Genomic DNA, 22,941 nt, shown 5'->3' on the forward strand with positions numbered 1-22,941 from the left:
AAGTAATCTCTTTTCAAGAACAATCACAAATATAAATATCCATCAACTATGATAAAAGAACGAACAAATCTATTAATAACATTAGAGATATAACTCATTAAATTATAATTCAAAATCATTATTTATTATGAATTTTAGGCCCCTGTATCCACCAACTGTTTGTGCATATACTCCATTACTTTCTTTCGTTCCTTTTGGAGTACATTATCCACTTTATCATAATCGACAGGTATGTTCAAGACAAATCCGATTTTCTGAAAATCTCCTTTCAAAATTTTCCTTTCACCCAAGGCCAACTGCTCTAACAATGAGCCCAATTTCTGTTCATTACTATCTCTTACCAACGAGCAAAACGGACGATGCGTTATGATCGAAAATATTGTCCCATGAAATGTATCCGTAACAATGTATTCCGCTTTCTTGAACCAAGCCAAAACATCAAACGGAGTTTCCGGTATGACAGCCTCATCACACCAATCATAACGACAAAAGACAGAGATCAATTTCAATTTCTTCGATTTAGCAAACTCCACGATCTTCTTTATTTCATCCTTATCAGAAATACGCCCTTGATAACTATAAATTACCATATAAAACTGCTGGATATTGATATTTCTCTCTACAATCTCTTTCTCATACCCATATATCAATACTGGATCCAAATGTATCTCTGGCTTAACACCCGTTAAACGCTCCACGATCTCATACGAATTCCTGTCACGGACAGATATAGCCGATAACTTTTTCATTGTATCCCCAATCTCTTCAGTAACACCAGCACTCCACAATTGCTCATAAGTCGTATGTCCAAATGAACCCGCATAAGAGACTACTCGATCCGCTTGAGAAACTCGACCATAAAGTTGAGGAGTATATCCCCAAAAGCTTTTCTGGCAACAATTAAAAACCTCATCACTACCAATAAAAACCACATCAAAACGGAAAGGAGCCAAACAGTCCAAACCTAATACAGGAAATTGGGCAGCAATGCGGCCTCTAACCCGTCTCATAAATTGGCGATCCTTCAACAACGAGACTAAACGTCCTTTGAATAAAAAAGAAAAGGCTGTACATACTTTCGACCAAATTGAAGACCCCGACTCATAGCCCGGCAGCGAACGGCCTTTCTCTATATCTATAAAATAAACCTCATCCGCTCCATTTTGTAGCAACAACTGTTTTAAAGCATACGCCTGTAAAAAAGAACCATAGTTTAAGACCCTTTGCATGGAGAGTATTCCCACTACTTTTCCCATTTCAATATTCTGATTAATTTGTTTATGATTCGTTTCGGCAAACAGCATAACTTATACATGATCAACGTAGATCGTAACGAGTGGTCAGAACAAAAACGCACAAGAATCCATGACCGCAACCTTGGTCTACGAGGACATTTTTTCATCTGTCCTTCCGCAACAACATTAAAAGGATGTTCTATCAACTCACAACCACAAGAACGCAATATCTTATTTCCCTTTTCTGTGAAAGTAACCGCCGCACTCACGCCATCCTCATTCGATTTATAGGTATTCCCCCATAAATCACCAATACGAATATCCGCAGCCGAACAGTCATACTTATATTTGCACCTCTCATAGCAAGCCTTGCCCAAACAAGCATCGCTTAAAAAGAAGCGGTAGAAACTGTCTCCTTGAGACAATCTTGAATTATAGAAACTTTTTTTTTCCCTTATTAACAGATTGTATGAATCATGCCAATCCACCTCCCCCCCACGCTCTTTACCGTCTATCGCCATCGCCCAGCTATCATGCCAACCCGTGAATTTATTACGCCACGAGACATAAGTGACCTCCCCTGTTAATTTCTCCACCTCCTGAAGATACTTTTGCCATAAACGCATAGAGGGGACACCATGGCAGAAAAAGTCCATTAAAACAAAATTATCTTCTACATTGAACTTTTGAATATACCTACGGAAAGAATCTATCTGGCAAGGCGTACCTGTCACCAGATATTTTTCTTTTCGGTTGATGGCTTTAAAGCCATCAACCGTATAACTCTGTATATATTTACTACCTATACTAGGTATCAATTCCTCCATGGTCGTAGCTATGTAATGCTCGGCCCTTGCCCGTTCTGCATCATAACGCACACCGCATACCTTATAGCCTTCCTCTATCAGAGTTCGCCCCAACTCAAAACCTATACCACCAGAAGAGCACTTTCTCCGTACAGCCACATCTTTACTCCAAGCTGCATAACTGTGAATCTCAGTATGTAGTAAAGACGGCTCTTGTTGTAAAAATGAACATACATCCAAACATAAACCACAGTCTACACATCGATCTGGATCAATAACCCTCGGTTCATAGAAACCCTCTTTATTCAATCCAATCTCAATGATCTTTTTACCGCAGACCGTAGCGCATACACCACAGCCATAACAATTTTTTATTTCATTTACATTTTTCATAGATCTTCTTTAACTGGGTCATCAATAGTTTTCGTTCTTTGTAATCCAAACCCAAATAATACATAGCCCAACCATCCATCAAAAAAGAAATTATCCCTAACAGAATAATTTTCCAAACAAAACCCATTGTCCCCAAAGGCAAATAGACAATAGGATAAACAACGGTTGTTACCATAATTACCCGACCAACCACTTCCTGCAAATACCTACACACGGGAAAACCATACAAACGTCGCAAATACCAAAGCCGAATGAACAAGATCAAGAAATTCAATAAACAACGGATCGTCAATACCACCTCCGGTACATACCCCATCCTCAAAAATAAATAACTGATAGGCAGGTTGGCCAAGATTATCACGCTCATCAGTATCTGGTAGTTACGAATCTTTCCTGTGGCTTGTACCGATACCCAGAGCGGACCTTGTAAAGCATCCAGCAAGGAAAACAATATCATCAAGCGACAAAATGATACCGTATGTGCTGGTACCTCCTCCAACCATAGCGACAACACCTCCTCGCAACAGATATAAAACGGCAAAGAGATGACGAACAGCAAAAAATAGGAATATTTCGAGGTACGCATGATCAAATCGATGAAATAACTATGATCGCCTGACGCATAAGATTTCACGATCTGAGGGTTGAATGCCGTTTGAAAATTACCCACAAAACTATAGACCGCTGTTTGTACCTGATTGGCAATGCCCATGGCTGCATTCACCGTCACACCGAAAAAAAGATTCAGTAAGATATTCAATCCTTGCGAAGCTCCCATATTGGCCACTCCCCCGAACAGACTCCAACCAGAGAATCCCAACAACTCACAGTATACCCCCTTGTCCCAAAAGAAACGATAATGACATACAGCAAACGATCGTCTGCAATACAGATAATAACAAACCAACACCAATGCCAGCACGACAAACATTAAGAACGAGTAAAAGATCAAACGGTCCCAAGAGACCCAAACCAACAAATAAACTATCAATAGACGAAGCACAGCCTCAATCACGCTGATATAAGCATAGAACGCCATCCGTTCATGGGCAATAATGACTGCATTATAAGGAGTACGCATGATATTGACGCAAGTAGTCAATATCGTGAATTGATAGGTTAGCATCACCGCCCGTTCCCTATCCAAAGGATATTGGATATAATGCTCCAAGAACCACAACCCTACAGTCTCAGCTAACACCAACGTCAGCAACGCTATCCCCAGATGGATCGTGACACTGGCCGAGAATACACGCCGAGTCGCCACCAAATCTTCACGTCCCAACTCATAATTCAAGAACCGTTGCGTGGAAATAATCATGGCATTATTGACAAACGTGAAAAGTATCACGATTCCTCCTACCACGTTATAAATACCGAAATCCTCTACTCCCAATATCTGTAGCACGACCCGACTGGTGTACAGCGTCACCCCCATGATCAGAAGCATACGCAGATAAAGGAATAGCGTGTTCTTCGCTATCCGCTTGTTATTTTCTGATGTAGCAGACATGATTAAATATAAATTTGCCTCTAGGATAAAGGCATAGATATGCCCTAATTTGAGGACTTACAGAAATTTTTATACATGATTGAGATTATATACTAATCAAATATAATCTTATGAGTCTATAACAACTCATTGAAATCCACTGCAAAACTCGCACTTTTGTCTGGTACGGATACATAATGCAATGTCAAATCCGGCACTTTCATAGGAGAATAAAACTTACAGCAATCCATCTTGGGCATATGGTATCTTTTATCTCTATTGAGGTTATAGCAAAAACCACATACATTATTGCCTTCCTCTTTTTTTTTCAATAGATAGGCCTGCTGTTCATCCTTAGGAATAAAAGATGCGATAACCCCTTTTACTGTCCATTCATCCGGGTTATACGACTGCAACAAACTCAATAAAGAATGAAGTTTAAGGTACGAACCGACAATCTGGTTTTTCGCCTTACTTATTTGTTGTGTGGAAAATGAACTTTTCAATTCACACAGATAAATGTATTTCTGTTCGTTCCGTTCTGTGAAAAATATACCGTCACAATCTTCTTTTAAGACTTCGTTTGAACCGGCTTTCGAGAAAAGGGACGTATGGTCCTTCACGATTACGCTTGGAATGACAATGCCATTCATTCCATTCACGGTCAAGTGTTGTAATGTGTCAGGCTTACCACTGTTATTTGTCTCATCAAAGGTATGACTCACCTCTACCACACCGGTTGATGCGTAGTTTGGGTATAGATTGTTATATTCATCAATCAGCCGTTTCATCCAGTTCGCATATTTTGTCGTAAACGAATGAACTGTCTGTCAACTGATTGTCCAATACAGATCGGAATGTATCAAACGGTATTCCGCTTGTGGGGTCTTGTAACACCACACGAACCGTCTTGTCCGAATTGCGTTTGAAGTAATAAGCATTTACGAGTTTAGCCGGGATCGTCACTTCCGGATTATAATGGTGTTCACGACAGAAAGTTTCATATTCATCCTTACCGCATTTCTTCTTCAACAAATCCAAACGGAGCAGGTCGTTAATCCGGCGAAGAAAATAATCACTGTGAGTAGTCACCTGGAAACGACATTTCGTATGCAAAAGCTGAGCCAATATATCAGCAACCTTTATCTGAAGTTCCGGATGAAGATTTGTTTCCGGTTCTTCGAACATAATAGAGTAAAGACCTACTAATCCTTTTTGGAGCATAATCACAAACGGGGCAAGTTCCTTTATAGAAGCTGCACTCGCCATGATGGGTATTTCGTTGTTGGATTGCTGCTCATAATACAAATCATTGTTACGAAAATTGATTTTTCCATCTATCAATTCTCGGCTCAACGCAGAATAATCCTCATCGTTTGTTTCACTTTTGGGTTCAACAGCCTTTAATTCAGACAAATTCCACATAAATTCTTGGTACATTCCTGTCAAGGCATTCCTACCGATATCATTCAAGCAGACTATACCTCCACGGGAAGGAGGCAACAGAAACGTATCGTTCTGACTGATTCCGAATATTGATTTTATATATTCAGTAAAAAGAATCGCATAAGGAACTCCATTCCATCCTGTTGAATTATATGGGAGACGAAGAGGTAATCCATTGTTCATCAACACCGTATCGTAATATATCATCTCACCATCCCTCTCTAATACCTCCTTGGTATAGCTGAATCTATACGAGTCAGTCGGAAGTCCATTGAATTTGATAGAAACTTTTCCGGTTAAAGAATAATTCCCGACCATCTTTCCCACGTATTTGATGACAGACTGACTACACCACGCTTCAAACTCTTGCAGTGTAAACTCATACAGGAACCCTTGGTTTGCATCGGGCAATTGCTCTTTATGCTTGTCATACGAAACTCCGTTCTGAACAAAAAAGTCGAATTTTTCGTTATCACATAACACCTTATATATATAATGAACAAGCAGAGCTGTGTAACTTTTACCAGTCCCCGATTCTCCGGAAAACACCATGAACGGTTTTAGTTCTATCCGTGAGTCACGTATAGGACCAAATTGCTCAATATAGATTTCTATGCTACTATTCATGATAATTCTCCTTTCCTAGTTTATTCTTTTGCAAAGGAACAAACTTTCGACCGTTTTTCCTAATCCTTTTTTTCGTTTTTCGTAAACTATTTACTTTTCTTGATTTATCTTCTAATAACGTACCTGCTTTACCATTTTATTAAGTAAATATATCTATTATTCTTCTTTTTAATCCTTACTCTAATTTGACCTTGGATTCCCAATCCAGTTTCTCATACTCCGAATTCCGACTTATAAACTCCGGCACGATCGATTTCATCATTTTTACGGTTTCCAACTTTTCTACTTGGATTGCCAAATCTATTAAATGATCAATACCGGCTGATATCTCGGCAAAATCATATTCACGCACTTTCGCACGGAAAATTTTAGCATTTATGGTAGGAAGCGTATTTTCCTTAGTTGCCAACAACTCTTCATACAATTTCTCACCCGGACGAAGACCGGTATATTTTATTTCAATGTCTTTGTCGGGAATAAGACCTACCAACTCTATCATTCGACGTGCCAGATCGGCTATCTTTACCGGAGTCCCCATATCAAACACAAAAATCTCGTTCCCTTCTCCCATAAATGCAGCTTCCAAAACAAGACGACAGGCCTCCGGAATTGTCATAAAATAACGGATGATGTCGGGATGAGTGACGGTCAAAGGACCTCCTTTTGCCAGTTGGTCACGAAAACGAGGAATAACAGAACCATTGCTCCCTAATACATTCCCAAAACGAGTAGTGATAAATCGAGTTTTACCAGGATGGATTCCTTTATTTATCGCAATACTCAGACTTTGTACATAGATTTCGGCCAAACGTTTGGAGGCTCCCATCACATTCGTAGGGTTAACCGCCTTGTCCGTAGAGATCATGATAAATTTGTCTACATCATATTTTACAGACATGTCTGCCATATTACAGGTTCCCTGGACGTTGGTGTGCACAGCTTCGCAAGGGTTTTCTTCCATCAAGGGAACATGTTTATAGGCTGCCGCATGAAAAACATACTGAGGATGGAATCGTTTAAAAACACTTTCCACTCGAGCCAACATCCGGACATCTCCCATAATCGGAGTGAAAACAACTTCCGGATATCGATCTTCCAACTCCAGACGAAGAGTATGCATAGGTGTCTCGGCACTATCAAACAAGATCAATTGCTTTAATCCTAATTTACATAGTTGACGACAAAGTTCACTACCGATAGAACCGGCAGCTCCTGTAACCAGCGTAACTTTTCCTTTTAATTCACCTGCTATTTTTTTTAGATTGATATTTATTTCATCACGCCCTAACAGGTCTTCAATACGAATCTCAGGTAAATTATGCAGGTTGACTGTTCTGCTTTTTAACTCGTTCATTGCTGAAAATACCAACATACGAATCTTTTTTTTCTCGCAATAACGCACCAGACGTTCACTTTCTGCTTTTACGACATGATAGTCGGTAAACAAAATCGTCTTGATCCCTTTTCGATCCACTAAAGCATTAAATTCCATCTGATTCTTGACAGAATAAACGGGATAGCCTCCTATACGAATTTTACTTCTCTCCCCTATTCGTATATATCCTCCAATCTGACAACTATCGGATTGTTTCCATAGAGAAATTACAGATGAGCTTGATGATGTACCTTCTTCCCTATAAATTAATAACTTCTCATTATTGGAAGCAATACTTCTAACTATCATGCTATACATCATTATTAATAAAGCACGAAACGTTGTCAGAATAAAGAAAGTCAGGAATAAATCAAGCAAACCTCCTAAAAAGATTTGAAGAAAAGATAACGAGTGGATAAAACAGGAAAGGGCTACAATCATCAAAGTAGCTTTCACAAAAGAGGCAATAGCAATACGCCCCGTCTCTGTAAAAGTTGAATGACGAATGACACCTTTATAGGTCTGGCAGGAAAGAAAACAAATTGTACTGCATAGGATGGAAAAGAGATTTATATAAATAAACTCACGTACCGGCAGACTTATTTTCAAAATATTGCCAAGGGTCGCAAATACTAAAAAAGTGGATAAAACCGAGAAAAACAGGTCTATAAAAAAGATTACCCAGCGATTGAAGTATTTTTGCTTCGAGAAGAGGATAATAAAATCTTTGATTTTCAACACATTAATACTAGTTATATGTTATAAAAATGCTCGTCAGTCCCATAATTGAACTGACGATTATCGCTTGTTTTTCAAAGCCTACACAAAGAAAAGGATGACTAAAAAAAACGATCGTTTTTTCTAGTCATCCTTTTTCTGTTTAAAATCATTAATCATTGATTAACAGAGATTTTGTATAAATCAGAGGAGAAATATTGATAATTAAGGTCATAATAATTCTGAAAAGGCTTTGATTATTGGATTATAAAGAATAATTTTGCACACGAATAAATGACTAGAAAAAACGATCGTTTTTTCTAGTCATTTCACTTTCACCTTGTCAATTATTGAATATTATTTATAAAGAAAGTTTACCTAAATTAGTTTTTGCACTCTCAGCATGATTTTAATCTTTATAGCCAAATCGGTTAAGGTTAGGAAGCTATTGGAGATCATGGAAGATTCCCCATTCTCCGATATTTCGTTCTTTCCGATCGAACGAAACACCGACTTTTATCAGTTTACGATGATCTATTTGATAAGGTAACAGGTATCCTTTATCGTTTATTTGTTGTAAAGCATCTTCTATACTTCCGTCCAACTTAAATTCGAAAACGTAAATATATTCTCCGGTTTTGACAACTGCATCCGCACGGCCTTTGGCACTACGGACCTCTGCATCACAGAACTGCCCCATCAATTTAAAGATCAGATAAAAGACAACCTGGTAATGACGCTCTGTCTTGTCATTCAATTCATAAGGGAAATCCGCAAAAAAAGCACGCATACGTCGCATAAAAGCATCGACATCGCCGGACTCCAGTTCATGGACAAATTTACCGATATAGAAGCCTCTTGCTTCTTCAGTGATGGAAGAATAGAAAGGAGTGATAAAGTTTAGGAATCCGTAACGCACTTCTTCGTTTGGAAATTCCAGTTTATAGAGTTTAAAACGAGCATCGTATTCTTTGATTGTCAGATATCCGCTTTGATAGATTAACGGGATCGGGTTGTTCCGTTCAGCACGGTATTCGGTAAAAGCCGATGCTTGTGTCTCTACACCATCGATCAAAAGACGAAGGTCGTATTCACTTTTCTTCAATAACTCTACCAAAAAGGTGGGAGTTCCGGTCTGGAACCAATAATCGCCAAACTCTCTTTTGTCTAATGCACTTAACGTACTGAAAGGATTAAACACTCCCTCCCGGTTCGGATGAAAGTGGTAGCCGTCGTATTGCTTCACCATCATTTCAACTGTTTCTTCCCATGTCAGTGACTGCATTTGACCTAGCTGTTCCAATTCGGGACGCAAGTTCGCAGTTAACTCTTGATGTGTTATACCGCAAAGAGTTGCATAATTATAGTCGAGGCTTATATCATTAAGTTGGTTCAAATCACTAAAAACGCTTACTTGTGCAAATTTAGTGACACCGGTCAGGAATACAAAACGCAAGTAACGGTCAGCACTTTTGAGAACGCCATAGAACGCTTTCATCGTACGCCGATAGGCTTCCATCAAAGATTCATTATTAATCGCCTGCAAAAGAGGTTTATCGTATTCGTCGATCAAAACAACTACCTGACGCCCGGTTTGTTCCCAAGCACGACGAATAACATAAAAGAAACGTTCTTCCGGAACACGCAATTTCATTTCATCTCCGTAAACAGCTTCCCACATTTCCAAATATTGATTTAAAATAGCTACCAGATCTGCTTCCGTTTCATATTTACGGGCATTCAAATCAAGATGCAACACCGGATAAGTATTCCACTCCTGTTCTAATTTTTCAATGGCCAAACCTTCAAATAGTTCTTTTTTTCCTTGAAAATAGGCCTCCAATGTAGAAATCAGTAAACTCTTTCCGAAACGACGGGGACGACTGAGAAAATAAGGCTTTCCCTTCATCACCAATTCATAAATCAATGCTGTTTTATCGACATACAAATAGTTCCCATTCCGAATATCTTCAAAATCTTGTATTCCTATCGGTAATTTACGACTCATCATTATACGCTATTTTAACTTTTATCTAGTTGTTGAACAAAGATAAACATTTATCCGTATAAAGCGGAAACAACCAACCAATTAATATCGACCACAACAGAATATCAAAAAAAATCAGCCAAGTAGCAAACCCATATGCTACCTGGCTGATTTTATTTTAAGAATTCCAGATCAAATCCGGAAAGAAAATCATTATTGAGGCATCGGAGCTGCTGAAGGCGGAGGTGTCTTTGTCCCCCACTCTTTATTGGCTCTCGGGCCCATTTCAAGTTCAAGCAGACCGCCTTGGGCAATGTCGCTGTGCTGGAACCAGGGCTGGTTCAGGACTTCGCCGTTAAGGCGGGCCGACTGCACATATTTGTTTTCTTCGGAAGCGTTGTTTGCTTTGATCTCAAACGTATTTCCGTTACCCAGGTCGATCTTTACATCGGTAAATACCGGGCTACCTATATTATAGGTAGGCGAACCGGGAGTAACCGGATAGAATCCCATCTGGCTGAACACTACGAAAGCAGACATACCACCACCGTCTTCATCACCGGGGACACCCATCACGTCGTTACGGAACCACTGGTTCAACAGCGTACGGATACGTTTCTGTGTCTTCCAGGGCTGACCGGCGTAGTTGTACAGATACGGGATATGCAAACTCGGCTCGTTGGCCATCGAGAACATACCTACATTGCCGGTATGGTCGGGAAGGAAGGAATAAAAACTCCATTTGGACATACCGAGCGGTTCGTTGAACATGGAATCGAGATCCAAAACAAATGCTTTGTCACCACCGATCATAGAGATCAGGTCGCCGATATTATGCTGTACGTCCCAACGATACACATAGGCATTGTTCTCATCGTAATAATCGCGGGCACCCAGGCCACCGTCATAACGGTAATCCATCGGTTCGATGAACTTGCCGTCCTTATCCTTCGGATGGAAGAAACGGGTTTCGGGGTTGAACAGGTTGCGGTAGTTGTAGGATTCGCGCAGGTAATGTTTGGCTTCGTCAGTCTTACCCAGTTCGGCTGCTATCTGTGAGAGACACCATTGGTCGTAGGCTGTTCCCAGCGTAACGGCTACCGGCTGGCGTTTTTCCCAGATAGAGACGTTGGCTACCGTTTCCTTTTCGCCGGGTTTCAATGCGGGGATATAACCGTGTTCCTTATAGAAATCATCCAACCATCCGGCAGGGGCAGCCGACCAGGGGATCAGTGTTTTCTCTTCGATACCTTTCTTTGAAGCGATATAGGCCTTTTCCAGGTCGAAGCCGCGCAGGCCTTTCTTCCAGGCGTCGATCACGGTGGCTACGGCATGGTTGGAGTTCATACGACGCGAATCGCCGGTCACTTCCGGGAAGGTCGGCATCCAGTTCGTACCCATCTGTTCCGCCATCAACAGGAAGGAATTGATGATATCGCTTTCACGTTCGTTATCGATCAGGATACGCAACGGGTGGGTTGCACGGTAGGTATCCCAGATCCAGTCGTCGGTATAGAACGGACGACCGCCGTCTTCATGGATCTGACCGTCGAAGGCACTGTAGTAACGGCCGTCTTCGCTCAGGTTGACCGGACGTTCGTAGCAACGGTATAAAGAGGTATAGAATACGGTCTTGTCGTCGTTGGTTCCGCCTTGCGTCTGGATTTTGCCGAGGGCATCGTTCCAGTCGTTGCGGGCGATCTTGGCTACAACGTCCACATCATAGGCAGCAATCTCACGTTCGAGGTTCTTCTTTGCCTGGTCTTCGCTGATGAAGGAGATACCGTAGCGCACACCGAGTTTCTTTACGTCATTTCCGTAAGAGAGGACAAGGGCAGCGTCTTTACCTTCTACCGATGTTTCGCCGTATTTCACGGTGTTATCTCCCAATACGCCACATTGTTGCGGAGCTTTGTCTGTTTCGGCATAGAGATAGACTTTCGTCTTCCGGTCTACGAACTGGTAACCGCTGACGCTCTTTCCATCGCTCTTCAACTGTCCGTTACGGCTGTTGAAGATCAGATAGGCAGGCCCTTCTCCTTCAAAAGTGATGCCATAGACGGCACTCTGATGCGAAGGGGCGAAGTCTACATCTATATTATTATCGTCCAGATATACCTGGTAACGATACGGATAGATCTTCTCATGGTCATAACTGTAATTGATAACCGGCTTCAATCCGGATTCTTCTCCCTGATACGGACTCAGATTAAAAGCAGAACTTCCGCGGTGGCTGGTTACGATAACCGGCAGTCCGCTCAACATATCACCTGTAAAGTCGGCACGCTCCGGATAAACACGGAGCATACTGTTAGGTAAATGTACGGTCGGATAGGTAGGCACCAGCAAGTGACTGATGTTTCCCATATAGGGATTGACATAGTCTACCGGGCTTTTCTGCTCCGACGGGAGACCTCCTCCGGCAGCGCAGGAGGCCAGTAAAAAAGCTGAAGCCAGCAAGGCAACAGATGTCTTGATTTTTTTGTTTAATTTCATCTTAGTATTCAATTCAGTATTTATTATTTCTTCTTTTCATCCACTGAGAATGAATAAGGGAAGTCTTCCGGGTTAACACCTCTGTTCAGGTTGGGTTTGTCGCCCATCTTAATATCGAGGACACCGCCTTTCAGCAGTTCGTTGTGGTCGAGATAGTTCTTGGTATAGTTCACGCCGTTGAATGACATCGACTCGATATAGATATTCTTGTCGCTGTTTTCGGGAGCGTTGATCACCAGGTTCTTTCCATTCTCGAAATGCAGTGTTGCCTTCTTGAACAACGGGGCGCCCAACACATACTGCGTAGTACCCGGAGCCACCGGATAGAATCCCAGGGCTGAGAATACATACCAGGCGGAAGTCTGGCCGTTGTCCTCGTCACCGCAATAACCGTCAGGTGTCGGAGTGTACATCTTATTCATTACGTCACGTACCCAGTACTGCGCTTTCCAGGGTTGTCCGGCGTAGTTATACAGGTAGATCATATGCTGGATCGGCTGGTTGCCATGTGCATAGTTACCCATGTTCATGATCTGCATTTCGCGGATCTCATGGATTACCTGTCCGTAGTAACTGTCGTCGAACAATGGCGGAACGGCAAATACAGAATCAAGCATCATCACAAAAGAGTCTTTGCCACCCATCAGGTCGATCAGTCCCTGCGGATCGTGGAAGACAGACCAGGTATAATGCCAACTATTGCCTTCGGTGAAAGCATCCCCCCACTTCAACGGAGAGAACGGTGACTGGAAAGTACCGTCGGCATTCTTTCCGCGCATCAGCTTACTTTCCTTGTCGTACAGATTCTTATAATTCATGGCACGTTTAGCATACAGGTCGAGTTCTTTCTTCGGGCGGCCCAGTTCTTTGGCGATCTGATAAATACACCAGTCGTTATAAGCATATTCCAGCGTACGGGCTGCGTTTTCATTGATCTTGACATCGTAAGGCACGTATCCCAGTTTGTTGTAATACTCATGTCCCAGACGGCCGGTGGAAGACACAGTCGGGTGTACGTTTTCCGTTCCGTGGATCAGGCCTTTGTACATCGTTTCCAGGTCATCGACCTTTACGCCCTTCATATAAGCATCTACCAGGATGGAAGCCGAGTTGTTACCCACCATGCAACCACGGTGTCCCGGACTTGCCCATTCGGGGAAGAAGCCGCTTTCCTTATAGGTATTGATCAGACCTTCCTGCATTTCCTTGTTCATAGACGGATACATCAGGTTCAGGAACGGGAACAGGGCACGGAACGTATCCCAGAAACCGGTATCGGTAAACATATATCCCGGCAGCACTTCACCGTTATACGGACTGTAATGAACTACGTTTCCGGCTGCATCTATTTCGTAGAACTTACGCGGGAAAAGCAGTGAACGGTACATGCAGGAATAGAATGTACGGTACTGGTCCAATGTTCCTCCTTCTACCTCGATCTTACCCAAGACATCGTTCCAGGCTTGTTTGCCTTTAGAAACCAGGGTATCGAAATTATCATTACCCAATTCTTTCATATTGATGGCAGCCTGGTCGAAGCTGATGAAGGAAGAAGCCACCTTGGCCTGAACGATCTCGCCTTTCTTCGTCTTGAAACCGATCACGGCACCCACATGACTGGAAGTCTGTTCTTTCGAACCTTCCTTCAGCGTGTTGTCGGCAAACGTCGCTTCGTAGGTAAAAGGTTTATCGAATTCGATAATAAAGTAGTTCTTGAAGTTCTCGGGAACACCGCCGCTATTCTTGGTAGAGTAACCGATAATCTTATTCTCTTCCGGGATGACTTTGATATAAGAACCGTTATCCAACGCGTCTACCACTATGTAAGAATGGTCGTTTTCCGGGAAGGTGAAACGGAACAGAGCGGCACGGTCGGTCGGAGTCAGCTCCGTTATCACATCGTGATCGGCCAGATAGGCTTTATAATAATAAGGTTTCACCACTTCACTCTTATGGGAGAACCAGCTGGCACGTTTATCCTGGTCAAATTCAGGAGCGCCCACAACAGGCATAATGGCAAACTGTCCGTAATCGTTGATCCACGGGCTCGGCTGGTGGGTTTGTTTGAATCCTCTTATCTTATTTGCGGTATATACATACTGCCATCCGTCTCCCATCTTTCCTGTCTGGGGAGTCCAGAAGTTCATCCCCCAGGGACGGGCAATGGCGGGATAAGTGTTTCCTGTCGATAGTTCAAAGCTCGATTGAGTTCCCATCAACGGCATTGCATACTCTACCGGGTCAAAGGCGTCGTTACCGGGAGCTGCCATAGCTGGCTTTCCAATCCAGGCCGTCATCGCGACCAAAGCAATAGCCAATACATTTTTCTTATTCATGTTTTCTTATTTTGGGTTGAATTTATATGTTTAAATGAAGCCAAATCATCAAATTCATTAATCACACAAAGATAAAGACAATCCGGAAGAGAAAGAATACAAATATCTTTAATTCACATACAAAATCACATAAAGGGGCTCTTTACATAATAATCCGGGAAGTGAGTGCCTTTACGAGAAACAATGTTTCCGGGGAGATAACCCACTGTCGACCTCCCGGAAACATTGTAAATTCCACTTCGTCGGTGGGTCAGGTCCTCAGAAACATTGTAAATTCCATTTCGTCGGTGGGTCAAGTCCCCGGAAACATTGTAAATTCCATTTCGACGGTGGGTCAGGTCCCCGGAAACATTGTTTCCGGCATTTCAACCATTTATTTACCGGGTCATAATAATAAAGCGATGCCACTTATGAAAATCCTTTATCACAGAAGGATAGTTTCATAAGTGGCATCGCTTTATCTTACAGATAGATTACCAGGAAAGTTTTATAAACTTATTCTCCCAGGGGACAAAATCTGTTGTTGCATTTCCGGCAACCGGGTCTCCCACTACATCACAAACAGTGACTTTCGTAAAGTTGACCTTATCGGAAGTAACGGCAAATTCAGCCGGTTTTCCTGCAATCTCGCGCAACTGAAGCATCACGGCGTTTTCTCCTTCAACAGGTTTCATATTCACCAGCAACAGGTTGTCGGATGAGATATTGAACACGGAAGCAGGAGATACGACTTTGCTTCCCTTCGCTCCCGCCGGCAATACGCGGGTCAGGAACGGGATGCGGTTCTCCCAGGCAAAACGGGTGGCATAACCAATCGAGTTGTCTTTGCTTGAATTGATAAAGTAACTCCATTGCAGTTCACCCATCTGGTCGGCATTGAAATTGGTTACCCAATAGTTGTTCATCGGCCAGGAATACATATTGGTGGATTGGGGAACGGCACCGGCTTTATAGCGTCCGGTGTTGATTGCCCCGAACTGCATCAACGGTATTTCAGGACTGCCCATCACGACCTGCGATTCGCTGTTACGCGCCGTAGCAAAGTTCTGGACGGTGTACCAGTCGTTCGATGAACCGGGAATCTGGTCTACACCCGCTTCGATCGTTCCGCCGGGAACATCCAGGAATATCTTTCCCTGATTCACCTCAAACGGGAACGAGATATAGACAGCTTCGGGATCGGTAATGGCTTTTTTACGCAGACGGTAAACAATATCGATCTTCTTTGTCACATTGAATACACGGAACTCGACCATCAGGTTGTTCGGTTCACGACCGGCAACGGTCTCGCCACGGAAACGATACGTATCCCAGATCGCTCCCTTTTCGTAACGCTCGAAACGGATCCGTTCGGGACGGCGGCGAAGGAATTGCGGTGCGCGGTACTGTTCCATCGGATGACGGCTGTCGATGATCTCGTAGATAAATTCGCCCAGTTCCCACTCGGCATTCGGGGTAGTCAGCTCCTTGTTCAGTTCCTTGTCGAACAGTTTACTGATGGTTCCCTTGCGAGTATTGAAGTCGATGGCATACCAGGGATTCTCGACATGAGCATTCTCCAATTTATCTGCCAATTGCACGGCAGGACGAGGCTCGTCTTTTACCTTTATATAATATTGGGCATACCCGAAAGCAGGTACGTCTTTCACGTAAAGCGACCAGTAAGTACCGTCCGAACGGCTTTCCGCCGGTTGCGCAGGAATGATATTCCCGAAAGCATCCACTATTTCAAAGGCTTTTTCGCGAGGTAATATCTGGTGATCGATATACACTTTGGCTATACCGCTATATGTCCAGTTCAACGTATTGAAGACAGCCACCGAGGGATATTCGGCTTTCGGCACGAAAGACTGCAACAATCCCATCGTCACTTCTCCCAGCAAACCGGAATGACGGTAAGCCTCCCAGGCATACGATTGTTTCAGGGAACGCTGCTCCCAGGTTTCCTTGCAATAGGCATTACGGACGCTTTCGCTGTAACCGAATGTATGTTCATCATAAAACAGCAGGGCCTTGTTGATGTCGTCTATCTGGTTACCGATCTGGGCAGGAAGTTTGGCTCCCAGCATACCGGCAAAAGACAGACCAGCCTGGTTAGCGATAATGTCCGAATGAGTGATACGGGAAATAGCCGCTTCACGGGCACCGGAAGCAAAACCGTCTGTCCACCAGTCAGGCCATGCGCCACGGATGGTCTGTATCTTATCGGCATAGTTCGTCTCTACATCTTTGATAAACTCGCTGGCAACTGCCGTGCGGAGTTTGGGCCATTCGTATTTCTCATTCCACTTCATCAGCATCTCGCAACTCTTTGTCGAAGGGGGCGAATTATCGGTAAAATAACCGGAGTGCTGGGCGGCAACGATATCGTACGGATAGTTCTTGGCTTCCATTTCACCCAGATAATTCAGGACGCGTTCTTCGAACTGCTCGAAGTTATCGGTGTGGATACCGAAGAAGTTTCCCTGGTTGTAATGTTCGGCACGATAAGTCAACACCTTTTTTCCGGAAGGAGACTGCCACCAGAATACGGTCGGTATGTCGAAACATATCAGGGCACGATGACCGTGTGTTCCCATATTGACATATTTCACACCTGCATCGGCAAAAAATTCAGTGAAGCACCAGCCGATACCGTTCACATCGTTCTGCATAGCGACTTCCGCTTTCATTCCAGCTTCACGGAAAGCCTTCAACGGGTAAAGGGAGGCGGCCAATGTCTGTTCGTCGGGCAATTCGTCGAAGTTCAGATACATGGCAGCCAGTTCGATGCGTCCTTCGGCTACCCGCTTTTTCAGGCGGGCGATCTGTTCGGCAGGGCGGCATTTCAGGTATTCGCTGACGGCCCAGGCGATTTCGCAGGTCCAGCGAAACTTGGCAAAGTCGGGGTAATTATCGGTGGCGTCGCAATAGTCGAGCGCATAGTCGATGTAACGGAGATGTTCTGCCAGGATTTCGGTTTGCGAACGGGTGTAACCGATATCGGTATGCGTATGCTGCACCATATTCATCTGCCAGTGACGGACAGGTTTTACTTCCACCCGGGTAGATTCTTGTTCCTTACCGACAGTTACTGTCAGAGGCAACTGCACGGTAGACTGTACCTGCGGTATCTCAAAAAAGAAGGGATTCGGCCCGTCATTCAATTTCACTTTCCGGGACTGATCGCCCAGGGTAATCGTTGCATTGGCGGAGGCTCCTTCGTGTTTTACCGTAACCCGTACTTTCTGTACCGGTCCTTTCGCTGTTTTATACAAAGCGGGAAAGAGATGCGTCTCGATCCCCGGCGGAGCGGTCGAAGCGCTCCAGGCAAAGGATGACAGGACAAACAATGCCAGCCCTGTCAGGAATAAGGTTTTAAGCGTTTTCATAAGCATCTATTTTTTATCGATTCTAAAAGAGATTATACAAATATAAAGGATGCAAAGCAGGAGGATGGACAATCCGGCAACCTGTCCGAAACCATCGGCTACAATTCCCATCAACGGCGTTATCAGGGCACCACCGGATACTCCCATAATCATCAGAGCGGATATTTCATTTGCCCGTTCCGGCTTGTGCTGAAGGGCGTATGAGAAGATGATCGAAAAGACATTCGCACACGCCAACCCTACAATAACGATCATAACAAACATGCTCCACATATCCGGAACCAGCAACAACAAGACAAATGCTGCTATCGCAACAAACATACTATATTTCAGGAAGCGGGCACCGGAGAGTTTCGCCAGCAGGAAAGCTCCGGCAAACGAACCAATCGTACGGGCGGCAAAATAAAGGCTGGTACCCAGTCCGGCTTCGGAAACGGGCATACCTGTCCGTTCCATCAGCAACTTGGGGATAGTAGTGTTCAAGCCGACATCTATACCGACAATAAAAAGGATCCCCAGGAACAGGGATACGATATATTTATCCTTGAACAGGGATAAGGTGGTAGCAAAGGTAGCCCCGGCCTCTTCCAGCTTTTCCTTTCCCGGGATCGTGGAGATCAGCCAGATCGTAGAGATCAGTGTCGTTACTGCGTAAACAAGGAATATCAATTTCCAGTCACCCCAGAAAGAGGCAGCCGCCCCGGCAATGATCGGGCCGAGGAAAGAGGAAATCGACTTGATAAATTGCCCCAGAGTCAGGACACTCGTAATACGGTCCGGACTAACTACATTAGCCACCATCGGATTCAGGGAAACCTGTAAAATAGTATTACCGATCCCCAATAAGGCAAAGGCCAGCAGGATGCAGGCAAAGTCATAAAAGAACAGAGGCAGCAACATCGCCAGAGCTGTAACAGCCAACGCGATGACCACCGTGTTACGTCGTCCGAGCTTTCCCATCATAACTCCTGTCGGAATAGAAAACAGGGCGAACCAAAGGAAAACCATCATCGGAATCAGGTTTGCCAATGTATCGGACAGGGAGAAGTCTACCTTTACATAGTTGGTTGCTATGCCGACAACATCAGCGAAACCCATCACAAAGAAACCGAAGAGGATGGGATAAATGGCTTTCGAATTTTGTTTATTCATGGTATGTATTGTTTTTTCAATAATCATTATATGTATCTACCGGCTGATTCCCCATATCCAGTTCCAGACGTCCTCCCGCTGCAATTGTTTCAAAAGGAATGCGGGTAGTTGGATAGACTTTACCGTTCAGACGGTACTGCTGAACATAATAGTTTTCTTTGCTGTTGTTCTTTGTTTCGATAACAAATTCTTTTCCTTTATAGTATGTATTATTCAGCTGAATCGTTATTTTATCGAATACAGGGCTGCCCAAAGCAAAAGAAGGTTGCGGGTCTGTCAGTCCTTTGACATCGAACAGTCCCAGGGAAGCGATCGCATACCAGGCACCCAACTGTCCCTGGTCTTCATCCTGCCCGTAACCGTAACCATGAATACCGTCCGTTCCATAGAACTCGTCCAGAATGGCACGTACCCATTTCTGGGTCAGCGAAGGACGTCCCGCCTCGTTGAACAGCCAGGAGATATGGAGGCAAGGTTGGTTGCCATGATTATACAAAGTTTGCAGACCGGCAAAGGCTCCGACCTCCGTACCACCGCTGAAGATCAGCTCGCGGGAAACAGTAAAGATACTGTCGAGACGCTGATTGAAAACATCGGCTCCGACCTTGCCGACCAGGCCTTCCGCATCATGCGGCACATAGAACGTGTACTGCCAGGCATTTCCTTCCTGGAAACCGCGCCACACCTGCATCGGGTTGAAGTTATCAATGAAACTTCCATCAGCCTTCTTCGGATGAACAAAATTAGTGGACGGATCATAGATACGTTCCCAGCCTTTCGACAGCCACATCAGTTTATCATAGTCGTCAGTCTTACCCAATTTCTTTGCCCATTGAGCGACTGCCCAGGCACTGTAAGAATATTCTAATGTATGGGAAGCGGAGAACATAAAGGCCTCGTCGGGACCATTACCATTTTCCAGATGGGGGACATATCCGTATTCAAGGAACTTATCCGTATCGACCTTTCCGGCCCCCAGCGGACGGTTCGTACCGTCGAGTTCATTTTTAATAGAAGCCTCATAAGCCAGGTCGACATCGAAATCACGGATACCGCACTGATAAGCCCCGGCCAGAATCGTAGTCAGCAGGTTGGTCCCTACCCCCGATACATAACGGCTATTGGCCAAGCCATCTGCCAACCATCCGGCATCTTTGTAGACCAGCAAATGACTGCTGATATAATCGGATGCATATTCAGGATAAGCCAGAATCCAAACTTGCGAAAGATTCCATTGCGCTCCCCAGGCTGCATCGGTATTATAAAGGTTATGGGCAGGCTTGCCATTTTCCAAAGGTATCTGCCCTACACTACCGTCGTTGCGGGGATAGGCTCCGTTTACATCGCTGGCAAGGCCGCGTCCCAGCAGGGCATGGTAAAGACCGGTATAGAATTTCACCTTATCTTCTTTGACCGGTGTCTCTACCCGGATGCGTCCGAGGTAGTTTTCCCATTGCCGGTGAGCCGCCTCTTTCGCCTCGTCAAAGGTAAGCGTGCGGGCTTCCGTATCACGGTTCAGACGGGCATTTTCCACAGAGGTATATGACAGGCCGACCTTGGCAGTAATGCTTTCTCCTTCCGCAGTCTTATAGGTAAGATATAATCCCGAACCGACTCCGGAAACCTGTTTTGCATCCGGCTGTACCTTTTCACCGATGAAGGTGCCATATCCGGAAGGCTGTTTATCCAACTGGGCAGAAAAATACAACGGCACTGTTGCGCCCGGCTGGTATTTCTTTACATATTCCGGCAAGGTAATCACCCAGCCTTCAACCGTCCCGTCATCATTTAACGTAACGGAGGCATCCTTCACAGCACCACTTTCACCCTGCCGGTTACCTATATCGAACAGGATACGGCTTTCTTCAGAAGCAGGGAACGTATAACGCTGAAAAGCCACACGAGGGGTGGCTGTCAGTTCTGCCCGGATATGGTAGTCTTGCAGATTCACAGAATAATAACCGGCAGTGGCAATCTCTTCCGAATGATCGAAACGGGAACGGTAACCGCTTCCGGTCGAATCATTCACGGCACCGGGGACAGTCTTCAACTCACCCACCGTCGGCATCAGGACGATACCACCCACCTGAAACTCGTGGAGACAGGGAAAACCTTCAATGGAAGTATCGCGATAGTCATAGCCGGTTGCTTCCCAGCCGGAGTTATTCCCCAAATGGGCGTTTGTCGATGGAGCAGGTTTCGCCATACCGAAAGGCATCGCACCGGGGGTGAAATGGAACCAGCGGCAATGTGCCGTCCCGATACGCGGTTCCACATATTGGGACAGGTTCTCCGCAACCGCCTTCTCTTCTTTCACCGGCGAGCAGGAAACAACCAGCAAGCCTGTCAGAAGGGTGAGAACCGGAGTTATTAAACAGTTTGTATTCATGGCGTATTTATTTTTACATTCTTATAAATGATTCAAGGCATATACATAAGCACCCAAAGCGACCGAACGGCTGGCCCCCTGCTTACTTATCATGACACCGATGCGTTTGCAAGGGTCGTAATCCACCTGGCGATCCGAACCGGGAACAGGTATCTTCACCGCTTCCCCTCGGGCAAACCGGTTGAAGTCCGCTTCGTCATCCAAATTGAATGCTTTGCTTTGCAGACGGCTGAAACGGCTTCCGTCCATCATACCGGTCTCGCTATTCATCTCTTCAAGCAAGGCAGGCATGAAATATTTGGCAGCACCGGTCAGTCCTCCGCCAATCACGACCAGACCGTCGATCAAAGTGATGGCCTGCGCTATGGCATCCCCGGCCATTTCCCCCAATTCGGCAAAGGCACGGCGGGCGGCATCCTGATTTCCGGGACGGGTACCTTCGGCGATATCGAAAATATCTTTCGGAGTCAAAGCGGAAGTGTCGCCGGAAAGCTCACGATAGACATGCTGCACGGCTCGGATACTGACACTTTCCTCTACGATATATTGCTGGTGTTTCTTGTTGCGGAAGCACCAGATATCGCCTCCGGCCGCATTGTCTCCCATCAGCAGGTCACCGTTTATCACGACTCCGGCACCAAAACCGGTACCGAGTGTTACGCCGAGCAGATTTTTATAACGCTTAATGCTTCCCGCCTTTTCCAAACGAAGATTTACCTCCGGCAATGCGCCGGTAAGAGCTTCGCCATAAGCAAAAAGGTCGCCGTCATTATTGATGAAGACAGGGATGCCGAACTTTTCTTCCAGGTACGGGCCCAACGCTACGCCTCCGCGGAAAGAAGGAAAGTTCGGCAGATTACCGATAATACCGGCCGGATAATCGGCTGGTCCGGGAAAAGCAAAACTGATGGCAACCGGGGCTTCCGTCAGTTGTTCGCGAATCCGGGAAAAACCTGTTGCCAATTGCCCCAGGCACTGTTCCAGATTACAGGCACAAGAGGGCAACGTTATAGGAGTCACTATCTCATTTCCCCCACGGATAGCCGAAAAGACCAGGTTGGTCCCTCCGGCATCAAGGGTCATTACTATGCGGTTATCGTTATACATTATATATATGTG

At 44.7% G+C, this 22,941-nt stretch carries 13 protein-coding genes; all 13 read right to left on the reverse strand.

Translation table 11 applies throughout. The features are described from left to right. Nucleotides 1-134: 134 nt before the first annotated feature. The 13 genes from HMPREF1535_RS20805 to HMPREF1535_RS20865 all read right to left on the reverse strand — a co-directional run bounded on the left by HMPREF1535_RS20805 (nt 135) and on the right by HMPREF1535_RS20865 (nt 22,932). A complete protein-coding gene (locus HMPREF1535_RS20805) occupies nt 135-1,256 on the reverse strand; it encodes a polysaccharide pyruvyl transferase family protein (RefSeq protein ID WP_046147351.1) in 1,122 nt (373 codons plus the stop codon). After that, nucleotides 1,244-2,434 (reverse strand): Coenzyme F420 hydrogenase/dehydrogenase, beta subunit C-terminal domain, encoded by a 1,191-nt coding sequence (locus tag HMPREF1535_RS20810; protein WP_046147352.1) that lies wholly within the window; start codon nt 2,432-2,434, stop codon nt 1,244-1,246. The genes HMPREF1535_RS20805 and HMPREF1535_RS20810 overlap by 13 nt, the downstream gene beginning before the upstream one ends. After that, nucleotides 2,418-3,947, reverse strand: a complete 1,530-nt coding sequence (locus HMPREF1535_RS20815) for a lipopolysaccharide biosynthesis protein (protein WP_046147353.1) — start codon at nt 3,945-3,947, stop codon at nt 2,418-2,420. Before HMPREF1535_RS20815 ends, HMPREF1535_RS20810 begins: the two co-directional genes overlap by 17 nt. Nucleotides 3,948-4,063: 116 nt before the next feature. Further along, complete coding sequence (locus tag HMPREF1535_RS20820) at nt 4,064-4,717, reverse strand: hypothetical protein (protein WP_046147354.1); 654 nt, start codon at nt 4,715-4,717, stop codon at nt 4,064-4,066. Next, nucleotides 4,701-5,999 carry an AAA family ATPase gene (locus tag HMPREF1535_RS20825; RefSeq protein ID WP_046147355.1) on the reverse strand — a complete coding sequence of 433 codons (1,299 nt, stop codon included), beginning with the start codon at nt 5,997-5,999 and terminating at the stop codon, nt 4,701-4,703. The genes HMPREF1535_RS20820 and HMPREF1535_RS20825 overlap by 17 nt, the downstream gene beginning before the upstream one ends. Before the next feature lie 175 nt (nt 6,000-6,174). Beyond that, nucleotides 6,175-8,115 (reverse strand): UDP-N-acetylglucosamine 4,6-dehydratase family protein, encoded by a 1,941-nt coding sequence (locus HMPREF1535_RS20830; RefSeq protein WP_082207567.1) that lies wholly within the window; start codon nt 8,113-8,115, stop codon nt 6,175-6,177. Between the two features lie 421 nt (nt 8,116-8,536). Then, nucleotides 8,537-10,102, reverse strand: coding sequence for an ATP-binding protein (locus HMPREF1535_RS20835; protein ID WP_007658079.1), 1,566 nt, complete (start codon nt 10,100-10,102; stop codon nt 8,537-8,539). Between the two features lie 189 nt (nt 10,103-10,291). Beyond that, complete coding sequence (locus HMPREF1535_RS20840; RefSeq protein ID WP_046147357.1) at nt 10,292-12,574, reverse strand: GH92 family glycosyl hydrolase; 2,283 nt, start codon at nt 12,572-12,574, stop codon at nt 10,292-10,294. A gap of 23 nt (nt 12,575-12,597) precedes the next feature. Beyond that, nucleotides 12,598-14,910: a GH92 family glycosyl hydrolase gene (locus tag HMPREF1535_RS20845; protein WP_046147358.1), complete on the reverse strand. Its 2,313-nt coding sequence runs from the start codon at nt 14,908-14,910 to the stop codon at nt 12,598-12,600. Nucleotides 14,911-15,383: 473 nt separating this feature from the next. Beyond that, nucleotides 15,384-18,281 (reverse strand): glycoside hydrolase family 38 N-terminal domain-containing protein, encoded by a 2,898-nt coding sequence (locus HMPREF1535_RS20850; RefSeq protein WP_046147662.1) that lies wholly within the window; start codon nt 18,279-18,281, stop codon nt 15,384-15,386. Nucleotides 18,282-18,287: 6 nt separating this feature from the next. Continuing rightward, nucleotides 18,288-19,433, reverse strand: a complete 1,146-nt coding sequence (locus HMPREF1535_RS20855) for an MFS transporter (protein ID WP_010802781.1) — start codon at nt 19,431-19,433, stop codon at nt 18,288-18,290. A gap of 16 nt (nt 19,434-19,449) precedes the next feature. After that, nucleotides 19,450-21,822 (reverse strand): GH92 family glycosyl hydrolase, encoded by a 2,373-nt coding sequence (locus HMPREF1535_RS20860; RefSeq protein ID WP_046147359.1) that lies wholly within the window; start codon nt 21,820-21,822, stop codon nt 19,450-19,452. A gap of 21 nt (nt 21,823-21,843) precedes the next feature. Continuing rightward, nucleotides 21,844-22,932, reverse strand: a complete 1,089-nt coding sequence (locus HMPREF1535_RS20865; RefSeq protein ID WP_046147360.1) for an ROK family protein — start codon at nt 22,930-22,932, stop codon at nt 21,844-21,846. Between the last annotated feature and the right edge of the window lie 9 nt (nt 22,933-22,941).

The organism is Parabacteroides goldsteinii DSM 19448 = WAL 12034, from assembly GCF_000969835.1.
In the GTDB taxonomy this organism is placed as follows: domain Bacteria; phylum Bacteroidota; class Bacteroidia; order Bacteroidales; family Tannerellaceae; genus Parabacteroides; species Parabacteroides goldsteinii.